The following is an 18,396-nucleotide window of genomic DNA, read 5'->3' as shown; positions in this document are numbered from 1 at the left end:
ATTGTATTTTTATTTTATGATGACGGATGCCGCTATAGAAAAAGAAAATAAGGAGATTGCTCAGCAGTACAAAGAACTGTTGCGAATAAGCTATCAAACCCTGAGTGATGACGACAAGAAATTGATTCGCCAGGCTTTTGATGTGGCCGTTGATGCCCATAAAGACCAGCGCCGAAAATCTGGGGAAGCTTATATTTTCCACCCCATTGCCGTTGCCAAGATCGTAGCTTCGGAAATTGGGCTGGATGCGACTTCTATTGCCGCTGCACTCCTGCATGATGTGGTGGAAGATACTCAATATACCCTGGAGGACATTGAGCGCATGTTTGGAGAAACGGTCGCACGAATTGTAGATGGTCTTACTAAGATCTCACACCTACAGCACGACAAAGACGTTTCCCTGCAGGCAGAGAACTTCCGGAAAATGCTGCTTACCCTGAATGACGACGTTCGGGTGATCATTATCAAGATCGCCGACAGGCTGCACAACATGCAGACCATGGATTCTATGAGGACTGACAAGCAGGAGAAAATTGCTTCGGAAACCCTCTACATCTATGCTCCTCTCGCCCACAGGATCGGTTTGTATAACATTAAGACCGAACTGGAAGACCTGGGGCTGAAGTATACAGAACCTGACGTTTATAACGAGATCCTTCAGAAGATAAGGGAGAGTAAAGAAGAACAGGATGCCTATATCAAGGAATTTACAGATGTTATCAAGAATTCCCTGGACAAAGAAAATATTGAGTACACTATTAAAGGTCGACCAAAATCGATTTTTTCTATTAGAAGAAAGATGAAGAACCAGAACGTGAGCTTTGACGAAGTGTACGATAAGTTCGCGGTAAGGATCATCTATAATACCGATGCTTCTAACGAAAAGTTCCTTGCCTGGAAGATCTATTCTATAGTCACAGATCACTTTAGGCCCAACCCTACCCGACTCCGCGACTGGATTTCCTCACCAAAATCCACAGGTTACGAGGCGCTGCATATTACGGTTATGGGCCCGAAAGGTCGATGGGTAGAAGTCCAGATTCGAAGTGAACGGATGAACGAGATCGCCGAAAAAGGCTATGCTGCTCATTACAAGTACAAGCAGGGAAATCAGGAAGACGGTCTTGAAGAATGGGTGAACAAACTTCAGGAAGCCCTTGAAAGTTCCGAAGTAAACGCGGTGGATTTTGTGGAACAGTTCAAGTTGAACCTTTATTCTAAAGAGATCTTTGTATTCACTCCGCAGGGAGATCTTAAATCCCTGCCCAAAGGAGCTACACCCATGGACTTCGCCTTCAGCATACATACCGAAATTGGGTTGCGCACCCGCGGGGCACGGGTTAACGGAAAACTGGTTCCACTGAGTACGGAGCTTAAAAGTGGTGACCAGGTAGAGATCATAACTTCAGAAAAAGCAAAACCGAACTCGAACTGGCTTGACTATGCGACTACGGCAAGGGCACGTGCGAAGATCAAATCTTCTTTAAAAGAAGAGAAAAAGAATATTGCCGAAGAAGGAAAAGCTGTACTTACCCGAAAACTACGGGCACAGAAAATACCTTTTAACGAGAAGACCATTAATGAACTGGTCACTTTCTTTAAACTTAAGACAAGTCTGGACCTGTTCTACCGGGTTGGAGTGGGCACCATAGACAACCAGAAATTAAAAGAGTACGCGGCTTCCAGGAGCAATGCCCTGGTTAGTTTCTTTAAGAACAAGATCAGGAAGTCTCCTACAGTCTCAGATATTGACCGGGACGAGATCACTGCCCAGTATGACCAGCTGGTATTCGGAAGGGAAGAAGAAGTACTGGATTACAAACTGGCGAACTGCTGCAATCCTATTCCGGGAGATAGTGTGTTTGGGTTTGTAACCGTGAGCGAAGGTATTAAGGTACATAAAAAGGATTGTCCTAATGCCATCCAGTTGCAGAGCAATTTTGCCTACCGCATCATTCAGGCGAAGTGGAAAGATTCTTCACAGGAAGAATTTAAAGCGGTCATTAAACTTACCGGGATAGACAACCTTGGACTGGTGAACGATGTGACCATGGAGATCTCCAACAACATGAATGTTAACATACGGAATATTAATTTTGAAAGTACCGATGGACTTTTCACGGGCCGCATCACGGTAATTGTGAAGAACAACAATATCCTGAAAAAATTAATGGAACACCTCAAAAAAATAAACGGTATAGATAAGGTGACGCGTGAATAATCTTATACCTTTGCACCCATATCATGAGCAAGAAAGTAGTCAATAAGAACGATCAGGCAGTAGTTAAAAATGTCTTTACCAAGTACCTCGAAGAAAAGGGGCACCGTAAGACACCTGAGAGATTTGCTATTCTTCAGGAAATCTACAACAGCGAAGAACATTTTGATATTGAGTCGCTCTACATCAAAATGAAAAACAAGAAGTACCGCGTTAGCCGGGCTACTCTCTACAACACTATTGAACTTCTTCTGGAGTGCGGACTGGTGCGAAAGCATCAATTCGGAAATAATCAGGCTCAGTACGAGAAATCGTATTTCGACCGCAATCATGATCATATAATACTTACAGACTCCGGAGAAGTGATCGAATTCTGCGATCCACGCATCCAGTCTATCAAACAGACCATTGAAGAGGTCTTTGACATCGAAATAACCAAACATTCTTTATATTTCTACGGAAACAAAAAAACAACCGAATAATTACACTTTTATGGCAGTAGATTTACTTCTTGGATTACAATGGGGAGATGAAGGAAAAGGAAAAATTGTTGACGTTCTCACTTCAAAATATGACATCATCGCCCGCTTCCAGGGAGGGCCAAACGCCGGGCACACCCTCGAGTTCGACGGAAAAAAGCATGTACTACACACTATTCCTTCGGGAATATTTCATGACAACGCTAAGAATGTCGTAGGAAACGGTGTTGTGATCGATCCGGTGATCTTTAAAAGAGAACTGGACAATCTGGAGAAGAACGGTGTCGACTATACCAAGAAACTTCTTATTTCCAGAAAAGCCCACCTTATCCTGCCAACTCACCGGTTACTGGATGCGGCAAGTGAAGCCTCTAAAGGAAAAGCAAAGATTGGTTCGACTCTAAAAGGCATTGGTCCGACTTATATGGACAAGACCGGAAGGAACGGAATTCGTGTTGGAGATCTTGAGTTGAGTGACTGGAAAGAAAAATACCGTCACCTGGCTGATAAGCACGAGGCGATGATCAGTTTTTACAATTCCGATGTACAATACAACCTGGAGGAACTGGAAACTGAATTCTTTAAGGCAGTTGAAACTTTAAAGACTCTGGAATTCATTGACAGTGAAGAATATTTGTACCGTGCTCAAAAAGACGGTAAATCTATCCTGGCCGAAGGAGCACAAGGATCTTTACTGGATATTGATTTCGGAACCTATCCTTTTGTTACATCTTCCAACACTACGGCTGCAGGTGCCTGCACGGGACTTGGAGTTGCTCCTAACCACATCGGCGAAGTGATCGGAATTTTTAAAGCGTATACCACGAGAGTGGGAAGCGGACCTTTCCCAACTGAACTTTTTGACGAAGACGGAGAAACAATGGGCCGCGTAGGCCGGGAATTCGGCGCCACCACTGGTAGACCAAGACGTTGTGGCTGGTTAGACCTGGTTGCTCTAAAATATGCCGTTCAAATAAACGGCGTGACGCAGCTTACAATGATGAAAGCCGATGTTCTCAGCGGATTTGAAACCCTGAAGATCTGTACTGCCTACAACTATCGTGGTGAAGAGATCACTCATTTACCATATAATATTGAAGCTGAAAACGTCACTCCTATATATACCCATTTTAAAGGATGGAGTGAAGATCTTACCAAAGCTACCAGTGAAGCTGAGCTTCCAAAAGAACTTATGGAATACATCAGTTTTATTGAAAAAGAGCTGGAGATTCCTGTAAAAGTAGTTTCGGTAGGTCCTGACAGGCTGCAAACCATCGAAAGATAAGCTGTCAAAAATGACATTTTTAAAGGTGCTGAAATTTTCAGCACCTTTTTTATTTTCCAGCCATAAAGGATCGGGAAGGATGTAACTGAGAACATCAGTCTTTAAGCATTCGCAAAAAATCTTTATCTTTAATAATTATCTTTTCCCACACCCTCCTCTCCCCAAAAAAAATGCGGAAAAAAAATTATTCGAGAATAATCTCCCCCCTTTTATAATTAACCTTAACTCCCAATATTATGAGAACTACTGTAATATTGTTTTTGTTGGTGTTTTTCAGCGTACAGGTCTACTCCCAGGAAAAATCTTATAATGATCTTCCGTTTGTAAGAGTTTATAACCTGGAGGGCAAAAAGATCAACAAAGGACGGGTTCTGAAGGTCACCGATTCCAGCCTGGTCCTGATCTCAAGAAAAGATCAGGTGGAGATAATGACCGGTGAAATTGGTAAGATCAAGACTAAACATTCTGCGGGAAGTAATATCTTCATTGGAGCTTTTATAGGAGCCGTGGCATTGGGTGCTGCAGGTGTGGCTACGGCAGAACCAGATACCTGGTTTGGCTATACCCAGGGCGAGGGAGCTTTTGGAGGAGGAGTACTTGGAGCAGCTGGAGGGGGAATCTTAGGCTGGATCACCTCCTTATTCAAAAACTCAAAGACCTACTCAATTGAAGGAGATACTCAGAAATGGATGGATCTAAAACAAAAACACCTACTTGGAAATTCCTAAATCCCCTTCTATTGGAGCCATGTAATGCAACTTTCGCATCTTACCCGGTTCAGAAATTGTTCTAAAATGATCAATAGGATTAATTTCAGGTATTTTTTAATTTTAACCACCTCTGAAATAGAGAATATAAATAGATTACTAGCCCCTAAATTAATATCATGCCTTACGTAACTACCTGGAATACCGACGGGATCATCTGGACCTTCTCAGACGATGTTTCCGCAGAAGAAATCTCCCGTGCCAATGCCGAATTCTATGCAGATGAACGAAGCGATAGTTCTAGATTTCAGATCATTGACGCCGCGCAGGTAAAAAGTGTGGAATGGAATGACAACCACATTGCCCAAACTGCTGCTCACGACATTGGAGCAGACCGCAGGATTCGCCACGTCAAAGTCGCGTACATCGCCAAAGAAACGGAGATTGTTTCCAAACTTGAAAAATATGTAGAGCTTTCCCGGCGTTTGAATTCCAGCTGGCAATTCAAAGGTTTTTCTGAAATGGAAGCCGCTCTGGAATGGGCCACTTCCGAAGAATAACGGCTTCTTAAAAGCCTCGGAGGCATTTGAGCTGAGATACTTCGGAATTTACTACTTTTGAATCCTAATTCATTTCCGTGAAACAAGTGCGCGTTATTTTCATTTTCCTGTTCCTGCTTGGCTGGGGAACTTCTTCTTTTGCCCAGGCAAAAAGGATTGAATACGAAAGTGACAGAACCATCAAAAATGAGGAAAAATATCCCGGTGCCTTTATTCTGAGTAAGGTGACCAATCAGGTGCACTTTACCCACCAGGGGATCGAGATCTGGTGTGACCAGGCGATACATTATGCCGAAGAGAACTTTTTCAAGGCCTACGGAAACGTTCGGATGGAACAGGGTGACACGGTGACCATGACAAGTCAGTACGCCGAATACAATGGAACTACAAAATTTGCATTTGCCAGTGGAAACGTGAATATGAGAAATCCGCAGACCAGTCTGCAAACTGATACTCTTTTCTTTGATCGAACAAAACAACAGGCTTATTACCGCAGTGGTGGAGTGGTGAGGGATACGGCCAGTGTGCTGCGCAGCCGAATTGGAAGATACTACCTCGAGGATGAAAAATATTCCTTTGCCTCTAACGTGGTCATTACCAACCCGGATTATGTACTGGAATCTGCGCAACTCGATTTTTATTCCGAGAGCGGACACGCCTATATGTACGGACCGTCGACGATCACCAGTGAAGCTTCCGTTATCTACTGTGAACGGGGATTTTATGATACCCGGGGAGATACAGGCTATTTTGTCAAGAATTCCAGAATAGACTATGAAAACCGCATTTTAGAGGGGGATAGCCTTTACTTTAACCGGAACACCAACTTCGCTTCGGCCACCAACAACATCAAAGTTACCGATACCATCAATAAGAGTATCATAAAAGGGCATTATGCGGAAGTATTCCGGGAGAAAGATTCCGTTTTCATCACCAAAAAAGCGCTCGCAATTACGCTTCAGGAAAAAGATTCGGTTTACATCCACAGCGATACTCTTATGGTCACCGGGAAGCCCGATCAACGGGTGATAAGAGGATATTACGATGTCAGACTTTTCAAAAGCAATATGAGTGGTAAAAGTGATTCCATTCATGTGCGTGAAAGCACCGGCCTCACCCAAATGATAGGTAATCCTGTGATCTGGTCAGAAAACAACCAGCTAACGGGAGACACCATTCACCTGCTGAATAATGTCGAAACTGAACAACTGGATTCCCTGAAGGTCTATGACAATGCCTTTATGATACAAAAGGACAGCGTTAGCGGATATAATCAACTTAAGGGCAAGGAGATGTATGGGAAGTTTACAGAAAATCAACTTACCCAGGTGGATCTCGTGAAAAATACCGAAACCATCTACTACATGCGCAATGATAATAAGGATCTTATTGGTATTAACAGAACGGTTTCGAGTTCCATTAAGGTGCTCCTGAAAGATCAAAAAGTAGAGGATGTCTATTATTTAAATCAGGTAGATGGAGTACTTTACCCTGAACAGGATCTGCCTGAAAATGAACGGAAACTGAAAGGATTAGAGTGGCGTGGAGAGGAACGGCTGAATTCTAAAGAGGATCTTTTTAAAGGTGAACCACCCTATCAACTGGTCAAGATCCAGGGGATCCCATTACCTGAAGAAGAAGAGGAATTTTTTGAAGAACGTGGAGAGAGCGAAGAGCTACTGCTCAATGAAAAATCAAGGTTAAAACCGGATGATCTCAAGAATCGCCCACAGGATACGCTTCCACTTCCCGAAATGAGAAAAGCAAAAGATTCGCTTATTCCGGTTCAAAAGAACACCGGAGCCACAAATCCGGCGCTTAAAAAGCCGCTCAGGAAGACGGCTTCCGATTCTATTCTTAAAGAACGATCCACTCCTGCAAAAGCAAAAAAGGATTAAACCATTGAAAAAAGACTTTTTTAAATACCAGGCGCAAACCTCGCCCTTTCCTTTGGCTCTTGAAGTTTCTCACGCCGAAGGTTCTTACATCTATTCTACAGATAATAAGGCATATCTCGATTTTGTGGCAGGTGTTTCAGCCTGCAGTCTCGGGCACCGGCATCCGCGGGTGGTCGAAGCTGTTAAACAGCAGCTCGATAAGTACCTGCATGTCATGGTGTATGGAGAATATGCCCAGGGGCCGGCGGTAGAACTGTGTAAACTTCTTGCTGAAAACTTACCGGCACCGCTGGAAAAGACCTATCTGACAAATTCGGGCACCGAAGCTATTGAAGGTTCTTTAAAACTGGCCCGTCGTTATACAGGCAGGACCAGAATTCTGGCAGCCCGCAATGCTTACCACGGAAATACAATGGGTTCCCTTAGCCTGATGACCTATGAAGAACGTCAGAAACCTTTTCGTCCGCTGATTGGAGATGTAGATTTCATTGACTTCAATGAGGAAAAAGACCTTGAAAAAATAGATTCCTCGACCGCAGCAGTCATTCTGGAAACAATTCAGGGAGGCGCCGGATTCATCCTTCCGAAAAATGATTACCTGAAAAAGGTAAAAGTGCGCTGCGAAGAGGTAGGTGCCTTACTGATACTCGATGAGATCCAGCCCGGCTTTGGCCGTACCGGAAAGTTATTCGGATTCCAGAACTTTGAAATGGCACCTGACATAGTTGTCATGGGCAAAGGAATGGGCGGCGGATTACCAATTGGAGCCTTCACCTCCTCCACAGCGATCATGGACAGCCTGAGTGACAATCCAAAAATGGGTCATATCACCACCTTTGGGGGAAATCCTGTTATTGCAGCCGCAGCATTGGCTACACTACGGGAATTGACCGAAACTGCACTTATGGCAGAAGCCCTTGAAAAAGAGGAACTTTTCAGGGAATTACTGGTGCATCCTTTGATCACCGAAATCCGTGGAAAAGGCCTCATGCTGGCTATCATTCTTTCTTCCGAAGAAATTGCCAACGAACTGGTGCTGCGAGCCCAGGAGAAAGGCTTAATCCTCTTTTGGCTACTCTTCGAAAAAAAGGCGGTAAGGATCACTCCTCCCTTAACTATATCTAAAGAAGAAGTTAAAAAAGGTTGCGGCATTATTCTTGCTATACTTAGCGAAATTAGGTAGTTCCAAGATGCTGTTAATTACTTTGTTAACAACAAATTTAGATTTAACCCCAGCTACTGCCTAACATTTTTAACTTTAATACTGTAGAAATCAGTAACAAACCCTGCTTATGCAATTAAGCCACAACGAAGAAAACGATTTTTCCCTTACTCGTTTCGAATCGATGCTAAAGACAAATGATGTACTGTTCTTCGACTCTAATGAATTTGAGAACATTATCCATTTCTATTTAGAAAACGGAAAGATTGCCCTGGCCAAGAAAGCCGTAAAACTGGGTCTATCCCAGCATCCCGGCTCTGTGAATTTGAAGCTCCTCAAGATCGAGATCCTCGTTTTTGAAGACAAGTTGGACATGGCCGAGAGATTACTGGATGAAATTTACGATCTGGAGACTTCCAATGAGGAAGTGTATATCCAAAAAGCCAACATACTTTCTAAAAAGGACCAGCATTCCGAAGCGATCGATATGCTAAAGCACGCCCTGGAGATCACTTATGATGAGGCAGATGTTTATTCCCTACTGGGAATGGAATATCTTTTCCTTGAAGATTTTGAGAATGCAAAACAGAACTTCATCAAATGCCTGGAGGCGGATGAAGAGGACTACTCATCCCTCTACAATGTCATGTATTGCTTTGACTTTTTAGAGCAGAAGAATGGCGCTATCGAATTTTTGAACAACTTCCTGGATAGAAATCCTTATTGTGAAGTAGGATGGCATCAGCTTGGAAAGCAATATTTCGACCTTAAGAACTATAAAAAGGCACTTGCGGCTTTTGATTTTGCGATCATTAGTGATGACTATTTCATTGGAGCTTACCTTGAAAAAGGAAAGGTGCTTGAGAAATTAGGTCGCTACAATGAGGCCATCGAAAACTATAAGATCACGCTGGACCTGGATGACCCTACTTCCTTTGCATATCTAAGGATTGGTAAATGTTATGAGAAGTTGGGAAATGATGACCTGGCTTTGAAGAACTACCGTCAGACGGTTCATGAAGATCCATTGCTGGATAAAGGCTGGATCGCGATCACCGATTTCTTTTATAAGAAAGGAAATTACCAGAAAGCCCTCTATTACATCAACAAAGCCATCAATATTGATGGAGAGAATGTGTTGTACTGGAAGCGCTATGCCCGTATCAATAACAAGCTGCAACAACTTGAGGAAGCTGAAAGAGGGTACCGAAGAAGCCTGGAGCTTGGAAACTATGAGCTGGAAACCTGGATCAAAAGATGTGATATCCTTATTGACCTTGGAGAATTTGAAGCTGCTGTGCAAAACCTGCTGCAGGCAGTAGAATTCTATCCTGAAACAGCAGAAATAGAATACCGTTTTGCCGGATTGTACTTTATGTTGCACGAGGCTGAAAAAGGGTATTTCCACCTGAACAATGCGCTGAAGATGGATTATGAATATTACATCATCATAGAGGAATTATTCCCATCTATTTTCGCCAGAAAATCGATCAAGGATAAAATCAGGACCCATCTAAAATCATGCAGTTAATTCTGTAACTTTGCGCACTTCTAATTAGAGCAAATGCGACGAAGTTTTTCAGAATACCTCATTATATCACTAAAAGGAATTGCCATGGGAGCCGCTGATGTGGTTCCCGGCGTTTCCGGTGGCACCATAGCCTTTATCTCCGGGATCTACGAAGAATTGATCAGTACCATCAGCGGAGTCAATATTCCCCTCTTACGAACCTGGAAAACCGAAGGCTTTAAAGCCATGTGGAAAGCCCTTAACGGAAATTTCCTCGTTGCGCTGTTATCAGGTATTCTCCTGAGTATTTTTACGGTGATGAGGCTGGCAAACTACCTGCTGGAGCATCATCCTATACTCATTTGGGCTTTTTTCTTCGGACTTGTTCTTGCCAGCATCTATTACGTGGGTAAACAAATTCCGAAGTGGTCTTTCAACGTATTTCTTTTCCTGATTATTGGTGCGGCGGTCGCTTTTTACCTTACTACCCTGCCTCCAATGGCGGCAGCGGCAAGTGATCTGTTCCTGTTCTTTGCCGGTGCCCTGGCTATTTGCGCCATGATACTTCCCGGTATCTCCGGTGCGTATATTCTGGTCCTGGTGGGCGCCTATAAGACCATTAGTGAAGCGACCCACAATTTCGACTTTAAAACTTTAGGAATAGTGGCCATAGGAGCCATTTTTGGGATCCTTTCTTTTTCGAAATTACTGAAGTGGTTGTTCCTCAATTACAGTACGCTCACTCTTGCCACCCTCACAGGCTTTATTGCCGGTTCCCTCAATAAGATCTGGCCCTGGAAGCATGTGCTTGAAACTGCGACCTACGGAGGGAAATCTGTAGTGATCAGGGAAGAATCAGTACTGCCCTGGAATTTTGACGGCAATCCTCACACCATGCAGGCTTTTTTCCTGATGCTTGCCGGATTCCTCGTTATTCTTATCTTAGAGAGCCTGGCCGTAAAAAAACCTGTGCAGGAAAATGCAAAAAACCCGGACCTTTAGCGATAAATTCTTTCTTGTACTCAAAGGCCTGGCCATGGGAGCTGCCAATAAGGTTCCCGGCGTTTCAGGCGGGGTCATCGCATTCGTGGCCGGTTTTTACGAAGAGTTCATTTTCTCTTTAAGGCGTATCAATTTAAATTCCTTAAAACTCCTGGTCAACGGGCGTTTCAGAAGCCTTTATTATTACACCAATTCCAAATTCCTGCTGCTGCTGGTGCTGGGAATGGTCATTAGTTATTTCAGCGTTTCCCAGCTCCTGGATTTCCTTATCACTCATTATGAATTGTATGTTTGGGCCACTTTCTTCGGAATGATCCTGGGTTCGATCTATTACATCAGTAAGGATTTTGGGGAATGGAATAGAAGGAATATCTTTTTCGCCATCCTGGGAATTGTTGCAGGAGTAAGTATTAGCTGGCTTGAACCTGCTGCTGAAAATGACAATTTATGGTTCGTTTTTTTCTGCGGAATAATTGGAGTTTCGGGAATGACCTTACCGGGACTTTCCGGAAGCTTTATTCTAATACTTCTCGGAAACTATGTGCTACTCCTGGTAGATTCGGTAAATGCCCTTTATGAGACTCTTACGCAGGTCATGGTCTGGGACTGGTCATTTCTTGAGAATGAACAGCGCATGCGCATGCTGCAGGTCCTGCTCGTTTTTACCGCTGGCTCGATCGCAGGACTTGTGTCGCTTTCTCACGTATTAGGATATCTCCTGAAGCATTTTAAAAATGCAACCTATGCGGTTATTATCGGATTTATAACCGGCTCCCTTGGAGTGGTATGGCCATGGAAAGAAGCAGAATACAGGCTCGATGCCGATGGCACTTTTCTCCTGGACCGAACCGGTAATAAGATCATAGACAATTACGACCGGTATCTTCCTTATCTGAATGACGGCAGCACCTGGCTGGCCATCTTTTTTATCCTTTTTGGAGCCCTTATTGTCCTGTGGCTCGCGTGGTATGAAAATCAAAATAAAGAAGAGGCGTATGATTAAGTTCGGACTAATTGGAAGAAATATCTCCTATTCCTTTTCGCGGAATTATTTCAGAGAGAAATTCAGCAGGGAAAGCATAGCGGCAACTTATGAGAATTTTGACCTGCAGTCCCTGGATGAATTTCCGGAGGTTCTCAGAAACAATCGGGAGCTGAAAGGTTTGAACGTCACTATTCCATATAAGGAGGAAATTATGCCCTTTTTGGATCTGATAGATCCGGTGGCAAAAGAGATTGGTGCTGTGAATACCATCCAAATAGATCCGGAAGGAAAACTAACCGGATACAATACAGATCATTTCGGTTTTAAAAAAGCCCTTCAGCAGTATTTAAGATCACAGCATCAAAAAGCCTTAATTCTGGGTACAGGTGGTGCATCCAAGGCAGTTGCTTATGCACTAAGCTCTTTGGGAATTACTTTCACCTACGTTTCCAGAGCTGGTGGAGAAGAACGCCTTACGTATGAACAACTGGATGAAAGGGTGTTGAAGGAGCACCAACTGATCATTAACTGCACGCCACTGGGCACCTTCCCAAACACTTCGGAATATCCTCAACTTCCAGTACAACTCCTCACTCCGGCCCATCTTATTTTCGATCTTATTTATAATCCGCCGGTCACTAAATTGATGGAATTGGCCAAGTTACAGGGCGCTACCGTGGTAAACGGTCAGAAAATGTTGGAGTTTCAGGCAGAAAAGGCCTGGGAGATCTGGAATAGATCCTGATTTTTCCGCAGAATTTCGGTTTACAAATACCCCTAAACTCTTGTTAGGTTTTGCGGGAGTTATTATCTTTCAGACTTATTAAGTATTGATGAACCCTAACATTGAAAGATATGTCTGAGAAAGAGAACCTGCCAGAAGAAAACCTTCCGAATAATGAAGAGAAGAACCTTGAAAAAAAGGTAGAAAAGGAGCAAACGGAAGCACCTCAACCCGCAGAGCATATTGTGGAAAAGACTTCAGAAGAAGAGGAGCCGCAAAATGAGCCTGCAGAGGAAAAAACATCTTCTGAAGCAGAAGAGCAGAAAGAAGATGAAGTCAAGGGGGAACCGGAAAAAGCTGAACCTTCAAAAAAAGATAAAGAATCTGCCGAAAGTGATGCTATTGCTGACGCGATGGTCGAAGAAGCAGAATCAACTTCAGAAAAAACGACTGCTGAAAAAGTAAACTCTCCTGAAGCCACTACAGAAGCTGATGAAGAGGAGGATGACAAGAAAAAAACTTCTGAAACGGCCGTAACAGCTGACGAAAAAGAGGTAGAGAAAGAAGAGCCTTCCGAAGAAGAAAGTTCTTCCGCAGCTGAAGAGAACGAGGAAGTTGAAGAAGAAGCTTCCGAAGAAAAAAGCTCCAAGCCAAAAGATGCGCAAAGCGAGGTAGATGAAGCAGTGGCCGAAGACAGTGAAGACGAGAGTGCAGGCGAACGGCACGGGATCGAGAAGAAAGACTACCATGCCATGAGCAAGGAAGCCCTGGTTCAGGAACTTGAAAAGCTCCTGAAAAAGGAAAAAGTACAGGCGATCAAGGAACATGTTGAGGAGATCAAGACCGAATTCAACGCGAAATTCGACGAAGAAGTAGAAGAGAAAAAAGAAGAGTTTCTTGCTGAAGGCGGAAATATTATCGACTTCCACCATTCTACTCCGCTTAAAAAGCAATTTAATTCCCTGTATTTCGATTACAAGGAAAAACGAAATAAATATTACCAGCAGTTAAAGCAGGATCTTAACCAGAACCTTGAAAGAAGGCTTGAGATCATTGAAGAGCTTAAAAGCCTCATAGATGTTGAGGAGAATATCAATACTACCTACAAACATTTTAAAGAATTACAGGACAAGTGGAAAACTGCCGGACCCATTCCAAGGGACCGATACAATACTGTTTGGAATACCTATCACCACCATGTAGAGAACTTCTATGACTTTCTGCACCTGAATCGTGATTTTCGAGATCTCGATTTCAAACACAACCTGGAACAAAAGTTAAAGATCATTTCCAGGGCCGAAGAACTTACCCAGGAACCGGATACTAACCGCGCTTTCAGAGAACTCCAGATGCTTCACAAAATGTGGAAGGAAGATCTTGGTCCTGTGGAAAAGGAATTCAGAGAAGATATCTGGCAAAAGTTCAGTGACGCCACCAAAAAGATCCACGACAAACGACAGGAATATTTTGAGCAGCTTGAAAAAGAGTTCGAAAAGAATCTGGAGAAGAAAGAAGAGATCATTGAAAAGATCAGGGAAATAGCCGATGTTGATTATACCACTCACCGCCAGTGGCAGGAGAAGATCAAAGAGGTGGAGGCCCTGCGTGAGATGTTCTTTAACGCCGGAAAAGTGCCAAGGCAGGTCAACGACCAAACCTGGAAGAAATTCAAGGAGACTGTTAGAAAGTTCAACCGCAACAAGAATTCCTTCTATAAAAACCAGAAAAAAGAACAGTATGATAATCTGGAGAAAAAGCTGGAGTTAGTTAAAATAGCCGAAGACAAAAAAGACAATGAAGACTTCAAGGCTACTACCCCGCTTATGAAAAAGATCCAGAGTGACTGGAAAAAGATTGGGCATGTTCCGCGGAAAGACAGCGATAAGATCTGGAAGCGGTTCAAGGCAGCCTGTAATCATTATTTTGATAAGCTACACGCTTCCCGTAATGAAGAGAATAAAGAGGAAAATGAAGCCTTCGATAAGAAAAAAGAGGTTCTTGACCGATTGAAAAATGTGGAACTAAGCGGCGATCGCAAAAAAGACCTTCCGGTCATCAAGAGTTTTATTGAAGAATGGAAGAATCTTGGAAGGGTACCTCACAACAAGAGATATATCGAGGGCAAATTCAATAAAGCCCTTGACCATGCCTTTGATAAACTCGACATGGATAAAAAGCAGACAGAGATGCTTAAGTACGAGAACAAAGTGCAGGCGCTGGAAGATTCTGATGACGACAGGAAATTGAACAATGAGCATTACTTCCTGACTAAAAAGATCGAAGAGACCAAGTCAGAGATCATTCAGCTCGAGAATAACCTTCAGTTCTTTGCCCATGTAGACGAAGACAATCCCGTTGTACAGGAAGTGAAGAAGAATATCGAAAATCACAAGGAACAACTTAAGATCTGGAAAGAAAAACTACAAAAAGTGAAATCGCTTTACGAGTAGATCTTACCAGCAATAAAAAAAATAACCCCTTAAAAATGGCATTTTTAAGGGGTTATTTTTTTGACCTTTTTCGAGCTATAGCAACTTTGCTTCTTCCCAAAAAACATCCATTTCAGAAAGGGTCATGTCTTTTAAATTCTTGTTCTGCTCCTTTGCTTTTTTCTCCAGGTATTGGAAGCGTTTAATGAACTTCTTATTGGTCCTTTCCAAAGCATCCTCAGGATTCACTTTTAGAAATCGGGCGTAATTGATCATACTGAACAGGACGTCTCCGAATTCAGCTTCGATTTTTTCCCTGTTATTTTCGTCTACTTCGTGCTGCAGTTCTTCCAATTCCTCCTTTAGCTTTTCAAAAACCTGCTGCGGTTCTTCCCAATCAAATCCTACTCCAGCAACTTTATCCTGAATACGACTGGCCTTTACCAGTGCCGGTAAGGATGCAGGCACACCTTCCAGGACACTTTTCTTTCCCTCCTTGAGTTTCAATTGTTCCCAATTTCGCTTCACATCTTCCTCATTCTCGACCTTGGTGTCGCTGTAGATATGAGGATGCCTGCTAATAAGCTTTTCAGAAATCTCATTGGCGACATCGGCAATATCAAAATCATTGGTCTCACTACCAATTTTTGAATAGAAGGCAATATGAAGCAAAAGGTCCCCCAGCTCTTTCTTCACTTCCTCCAGATCATTATCCAGAATAGCGTCTCCAAGTTCATAGGTCTCTTCTATCGTTAGGTGGCGCAGCGACTGCATGGTCTGTTTGCGGTCCCACGGACATTGGTCCCGCAATTCATCCATTATGGTAAGTAAGCGGTCCAGTGCTTTTAGCTGCTCTTGTCTGGAATTCATCAGTTATAGGTTTTAAAAAAAGGAAAGTTAAGAAGCTTTTTTGAGAACTTGTCATAAAAAACAAGCCGTAAAATTCAGGAGCTTTTAAAGGCTTCGGAAGTTTACGGCTGTCAAAAAAGTGTATTTTGATCTATTCTTCTTCGTCAGAAGTCTTTTCAGATTCTTTTTTACTGAAATCTGTATATCCTTTGCTCACTAAAAGATTATACCACTGGACGATCTTTTTGATGTCGCTCACATACACACGGTCCTCATCGTAATCTGGAAGTACTTCGCTGAAGTATTCCTCCAGTTTTGCCTTTGATTCCTTGTGACTGATAGCCTCTCCTCCATTCTCCTTTTCCTTGATCTTCTGAAACACTTCTCTTAACGGGACTTCTTCAGTATACGTATAGATAGCTATTTCGCTCAAAAGGCTCACATTGTGCCGAAGGTTAACAGATATCTTTTTTCCGTCAAGCATGGATTCTGCAACAAATCCGCCGCGGGTTTGGGCTTTCAATTCATATAATCCCGGTTTTCCCGAGATCGACATCACTTTATCTAATTCCATAGGTATTTTTTAAATTTTCAGGACAGCAAATATCACATGTAGTCCCTAAAAAACAAATTAATTATCTGCCTTTTTTGAGTTCCGGAAAACGCATTCTGTAATCTACACTGATCTTTCCTTTAGAAATATTAGCCAGTTTCCCTTTTATCAGCCTCTTTTTAAGGCTGCTGAGTTTATCTGTGAACAATATTCCTTCAATATGGTCATACTCGTGCTGAATCACCCTTGCTGCCAGTCCGCTGAATTCTTCAGTATGCTTGTTAAAGTCCTTATCGTAATATTCAATGGTGATATTTGGTTTACGGAACACATCCTCCCGAATATCCGGAATACTTAAACAGCCTTCATTAAAAGCCCACTCATCTCCCTCTTCCTTAAGAATAACAGGATTAATAAAAACCTTCTTCAGGTTTTCCAATTCCTTTTTCTCTTCTTCGGAAAGTTCTTCATCTTCAGCGAACGGAGAAGCGTCCACAATAAAAAGACGGATAGGTAAGCCAACCTGCGGGGCAGCCAATCCCACTCCGTATGCTCCATACATGGTCTCCCACATATTTTCAATTAGCTCATCCAATTTTGGATAGTCGTTGGTGATCTCCTTTCCTTTTTTCCTTAAAACGGGATCTCCGTATGCTATTATGGGTAAAATCATTTATCTACAATCTTCAATTTTAAACTTAATCTTAAATCTGTTATTCTATTCTATTTATAAAGATAGGACTGCAAAATAATGGTGGCACTTATCTCATCCACCAGGGCTTTATTTTGCCGTTGTTTCTTCTTTAAGCCACTATCGATCATGGTTTGAAAAGCCATTTTTGAAGTAAACCGCTCGTCTACCCTCTCAATCTTTTTTTCGGGAAACTTTTCCTGCAGCTTTTTAATGAACTCCTGAATTCCTACCTCACTTTCTGAGGCAGTGTTGTTCATTTGCTTTGGTTCTCCCAGCAATATTAGTTCCACATTTTCTTTGGAAAAATAATCCTGCAAAAATGCAAGCAGGTCTGAAGTAGAAACTGTGGTCAATCCCGAAGCGATGATCTGAAGTTCATCGGTGACGGCAATTCCCGTTCTTTTACTACCAAAATCAAGCGCCAGGATCCTTCCCATAATTTTTTTGCAAAGATAAGGTTTAAATCGGGAGTAGTCCAATAATTGCCTTTAAGCTCTTATCTTTGCCAAAAATTGAAAGAAATGACAGCATTAGAAACAACTATAAATGAAGCCTGGGAAAACCGGGATCTGCTAAAGGAAGAAAAGACAACCAAAGCCATAAGGGAAGTCATTGAGCTTCTGGATGCCGGTAAACTTCGCGTTGCCGAACCTACAAACGATGGATGGCAGGTGAACGAATGGGTGAAGAAAGCAGTAGTCCTTTATTTTCCTATCCAAAAAATGGAAACTCTGGAAGCCGGAATTTTTGAATACCATGATAAGATTCCGTTGAAATCCGGGTATAAAGAAAAAGGAATTCGTGTGGTTCCCAATGCTGTCGCGAGGCACGGAGCCTACATATCTTCAGGCGTGATCATGATGCCAAGTTATGTGAACATTGGAGCTTACGTAGATGAAGGTACTATGGTAGACACCTGGGCCACCGTTGGAAGTTGCGCACAGATAGGTAAAAATGTACACCTTAGTGGTGGTGTGGGTATTGGCGGAGTGCTGGAACCTTTACAGGCTGCACCGGTGATCATTGAGGACAATGCCTTTTTAGGATCCCGAAGCATAGTTGTAGAAGGAGTAAAAGTTGAAAAGGAAGCAGTTTTGGGAGCCAATGTGGTGCTCACTGCATCTACAAAAATTATTGATGTGACCGGTGACGAGCCGGTTGAAATGAAAGGAATTGTTCCGGCGCGTTCCGTAGTGATCCCCGGAAGTTATACCAAAAAATTTCCCGCAGGAGAGTACCAGGTGCCTTGTGCCCTGATCATTGGAAAACGAAAGGAAAGCACCAACAAAAAAACTTCCCTGAACGACGCCTTAAGAGAATACAACGTCGCAGTTTAAAAAG

The 18,396-nt window shown here is 42.8% G+C and carries 17 protein-coding genes; 13 read left to right on the top strand and 4 right to left on the bottom strand.

The features are described from left to right. The first annotated feature begins 19 nt into the window (after window positions 1–19). From ACNORC_RS07335 to ACNORC_RS07280, 12 genes are all read left to right on the top strand, one after another. Entirely contained in the window at window positions 20–2,221 is a 2,202-nt protein-coding gene (locus tag ACNORC_RS07335) for a RelA/SpoT family protein (protein WP_418335384.1), read from the top strand. A gap of 23 nt (window positions 2,222–2,244) precedes the next feature. After that, window positions 2,245–2,700, top strand: a complete 456-nt coding sequence (locus ACNORC_RS07330; RefSeq protein ID WP_418334971.1) for a Fur family transcriptional regulator — start codon at window positions 2,245–2,247, stop codon at window positions 2,698–2,700. Between the two features lie 10 nt (window positions 2,701–2,710). Further along, entirely contained in the window at window positions 2,711–3,982 is a 1,272-nt protein-coding gene (locus tag ACNORC_RS07325; protein WP_418334970.1) for an adenylosuccinate synthase, read from the top strand. Between the two features lie 236 nt (window positions 3,983–4,218). After that, the gene (locus ACNORC_RS07320; RefSeq protein WP_418334969.1) at window positions 4,219–4,710 is read left to right on the top strand and encodes a hypothetical protein; all 492 of its coding nucleotides are present in this window, start codon (window positions 4,219–4,221) and stop codon (window positions 4,708–4,710) included. 158 nt (window positions 4,711–4,868) lie between these two features. Next, window positions 4,869–5,249, top strand: a complete 381-nt coding sequence (locus tag ACNORC_RS07315; protein ID WP_418334968.1) for a hypothetical protein — start codon at window positions 4,869–4,871, stop codon at window positions 5,247–5,249. 86 nt (window positions 5,250–5,335) lie between these two features. Continuing rightward, complete coding sequence (locus ACNORC_RS07310; RefSeq protein ID WP_418335383.1) at window positions 5,336–7,147, top strand: OstA-like protein; 1,812 nt, start codon at window positions 5,336–5,338, stop codon at window positions 7,145–7,147. A gap of 4 nt (window positions 7,148–7,151) precedes the next feature. Next, on the top strand, window positions 7,152–8,330 hold the full coding sequence (locus ACNORC_RS07305) for an aspartate aminotransferase family protein (RefSeq protein WP_418334967.1): 1,179 nt from the start codon (window positions 7,152–7,154) through the stop codon (window positions 8,328–8,330). Window positions 8,331–8,439: 109 nt separating this feature from the next. After that, window positions 8,440–9,840 (top strand): tetratricopeptide repeat protein, encoded by a 1,401-nt coding sequence (locus tag ACNORC_RS07300; protein ID WP_418334966.1) that lies wholly within the window; start codon window positions 8,440–8,442, stop codon window positions 9,838–9,840. 33 nt (window positions 9,841–9,873) lie between these two features. Next, on the top strand, window positions 9,874–10,821 hold the full coding sequence (locus ACNORC_RS07295) for a DUF368 domain-containing protein (protein ID WP_418334965.1): 948 nt from the start codon (window positions 9,874–9,876) through the stop codon (window positions 10,819–10,821). After that, entirely contained in the window at window positions 10,799–11,824 is a 1,026-nt protein-coding gene (locus tag ACNORC_RS07290) for a DUF368 domain-containing protein (protein WP_418334964.1), read from the top strand. The genes ACNORC_RS07295 and ACNORC_RS07290 overlap by 23 nt, the downstream gene beginning before the upstream one ends. Further along, entirely contained in the window at window positions 11,817–12,551 is a 735-nt protein-coding gene (locus tag ACNORC_RS07285; RefSeq protein WP_418334963.1) for a shikimate dehydrogenase family protein, read from the top strand. The genes ACNORC_RS07290 and ACNORC_RS07285 overlap by 8 nt, the downstream gene beginning before the upstream one ends. 110 nt (window positions 12,552–12,661) lie before the next feature. Then, complete coding sequence (locus tag ACNORC_RS07280) at window positions 12,662–14,980, top strand: DUF349 domain-containing protein (RefSeq protein ID WP_418334962.1); 2,319 nt, start codon at window positions 12,662–12,664, stop codon at window positions 14,978–14,980. 75 nt (window positions 14,981–15,055) lie between these two features. Here the strand turns inward: ACNORC_RS07280 and mazG are convergent, their stop codons facing one another. The 4 genes from mazG to ruvX all read right to left on the bottom strand — a co-directional run bounded on the left by mazG (window position 15,056) and on the right by ruvX (window position 17,492). Further along, the gene (gene mazG / locus ACNORC_RS07275) at window positions 15,056–15,829 is read right to left on the bottom strand and encodes a nucleoside triphosphate pyrophosphohydrolase (RefSeq protein ID WP_418334961.1); all 774 of its coding nucleotides are present in this window, start codon (window positions 15,827–15,829) and stop codon (window positions 15,056–15,058) included. Between the two features lie 130 nt (window positions 15,830–15,959). Continuing rightward, window positions 15,960–16,382, bottom strand: a complete 423-nt coding sequence (locus tag ACNORC_RS07270) for a DUF5606 family protein (protein ID WP_418334960.1) — start codon at window positions 16,380–16,382, stop codon at window positions 15,960–15,962. 61 nt (window positions 16,383–16,443) lie between these two features. Next, window positions 16,444–17,034 (bottom strand): peptide deformylase, encoded by a 591-nt coding sequence (gene def, locus ACNORC_RS07265; protein ID WP_418334959.1) that lies wholly within the window; start codon window positions 17,032–17,034, stop codon window positions 16,444–16,446. A 50-nt stretch (window positions 17,035–17,084) separates the two neighbouring features. Next, a complete protein-coding gene (gene ruvX, locus ACNORC_RS07260; RefSeq protein WP_418334958.1) occupies window positions 17,085–17,492 on the bottom strand; it encodes a Holliday junction resolvase RuvX in 408 nt (135 codons plus the stop codon). An 84-nt stretch (window positions 17,493–17,576) separates the two neighbouring features. On the opposite strand from ruvX, the gene ACNORC_RS07255 reads away from it, so the two are divergent. Next, window positions 17,577–18,392 (top strand): 2,3,4,5-tetrahydropyridine-2,6-dicarboxylate N-succinyltransferase, encoded by an 816-nt coding sequence (locus ACNORC_RS07255; RefSeq protein ID WP_418334957.1) that lies wholly within the window; start codon window positions 17,577–17,579, stop codon window positions 18,390–18,392. Window positions 18,393–18,396 lie beyond the last annotated feature (4 nt).

The sequence above is a fragment of the Salinimicrobium soli genome, assembly GCF_048323655.1.
GTDB lineage: Bacteria > Bacteroidota > Bacteroidia > Flavobacteriales > Flavobacteriaceae > Salinimicrobium > Salinimicrobium soli.
Note: the sequence above shows the minus strand (reverse complement) of the source record. Positions and strands in the feature narration are given on the sequence as shown.

Coding starts and splice junctions, on each gene's coding strand:
- ruvX (WP_418334958.1), bottom strand. CDS start 17,492: ATGGGAAGGATCCTGGCGCTTGATTTTGGTAGTAAAAGAACGGGAATT.
- ACNORC_RS07255 (WP_418334957.1), top strand. CDS start 17,577: ATGACAGCATTAGAAACAACTATAAATGAAGCCTGGGAAAACCGGGAT.
- ACNORC_RS07320 (WP_418334969.1), top strand. CDS start 4,219: ATGAGAACTACTGTAATATTGTTTTTGTTGGTGTTTTTCAGCGTACAG.
- ACNORC_RS07315 (WP_418334968.1), top strand. CDS start 4,869: ATGCCTTACGTAACTACCTGGAATACCGACGGGATCATCTGGACCTTC.
- ACNORC_RS07330 (WP_418334971.1), top strand. CDS start 2,245: ATGAGCAAGAAAGTAGTCAATAAGAACGATCAGGCAGTAGTTAAAAAT.
- ACNORC_RS07325 (WP_418334970.1), top strand. CDS start 2,711: ATGGCAGTAGATTTACTTCTTGGATTACAATGGGGAGATGAAGGAAAA.
- ACNORC_RS07295 (WP_418334965.1), top strand. CDS start 9,874: ATGCGACGAAGTTTTTCAGAATACCTCATTATATCACTAAAAGGAATT.
- ACNORC_RS07270 (WP_418334960.1), bottom strand. CDS start 16,382: ATGGAATTAGATAAAGTGATGTCGATCTCGGGAAAACCGGGATTATAT.
- ACNORC_RS07335 (WP_418335384.1), top strand. CDS start 20: ATGACGGATGCCGCTATAGAAAAAGAAAATAAGGAGATTGCTCAGCAG.
- ACNORC_RS07300 (WP_418334966.1), top strand. CDS start 8,440: ATGCAATTAAGCCACAACGAAGAAAACGATTTTTCCCTTACTCGTTTC.
- ACNORC_RS07280 (WP_418334962.1), top strand. CDS start 12,662: ATGTCTGAGAAAGAGAACCTGCCAGAAGAAAACCTTCCGAATAATGAA.
- mazG (WP_418334961.1), bottom strand. CDS start 15,829: ATGAATTCCAGACAAGAGCAGCTAAAAGCACTGGACCGCTTACTTACC.
- ACNORC_RS07285 (WP_418334963.1), top strand. CDS start 11,817: ATGATTAAGTTCGGACTAATTGGAAGAAATATCTCCTATTCCTTTTCG.
- ACNORC_RS07290 (WP_418334964.1), top strand. CDS start 10,799: ATGCAAAAAACCCGGACCTTTAGCGATAAATTCTTTCTTGTACTCAAA.
- def (WP_418334959.1), bottom strand. CDS start 17,034: ATGATTTTACCCATAATAGCATACGGAGATCCCGTTTTAAGGAAAAAA.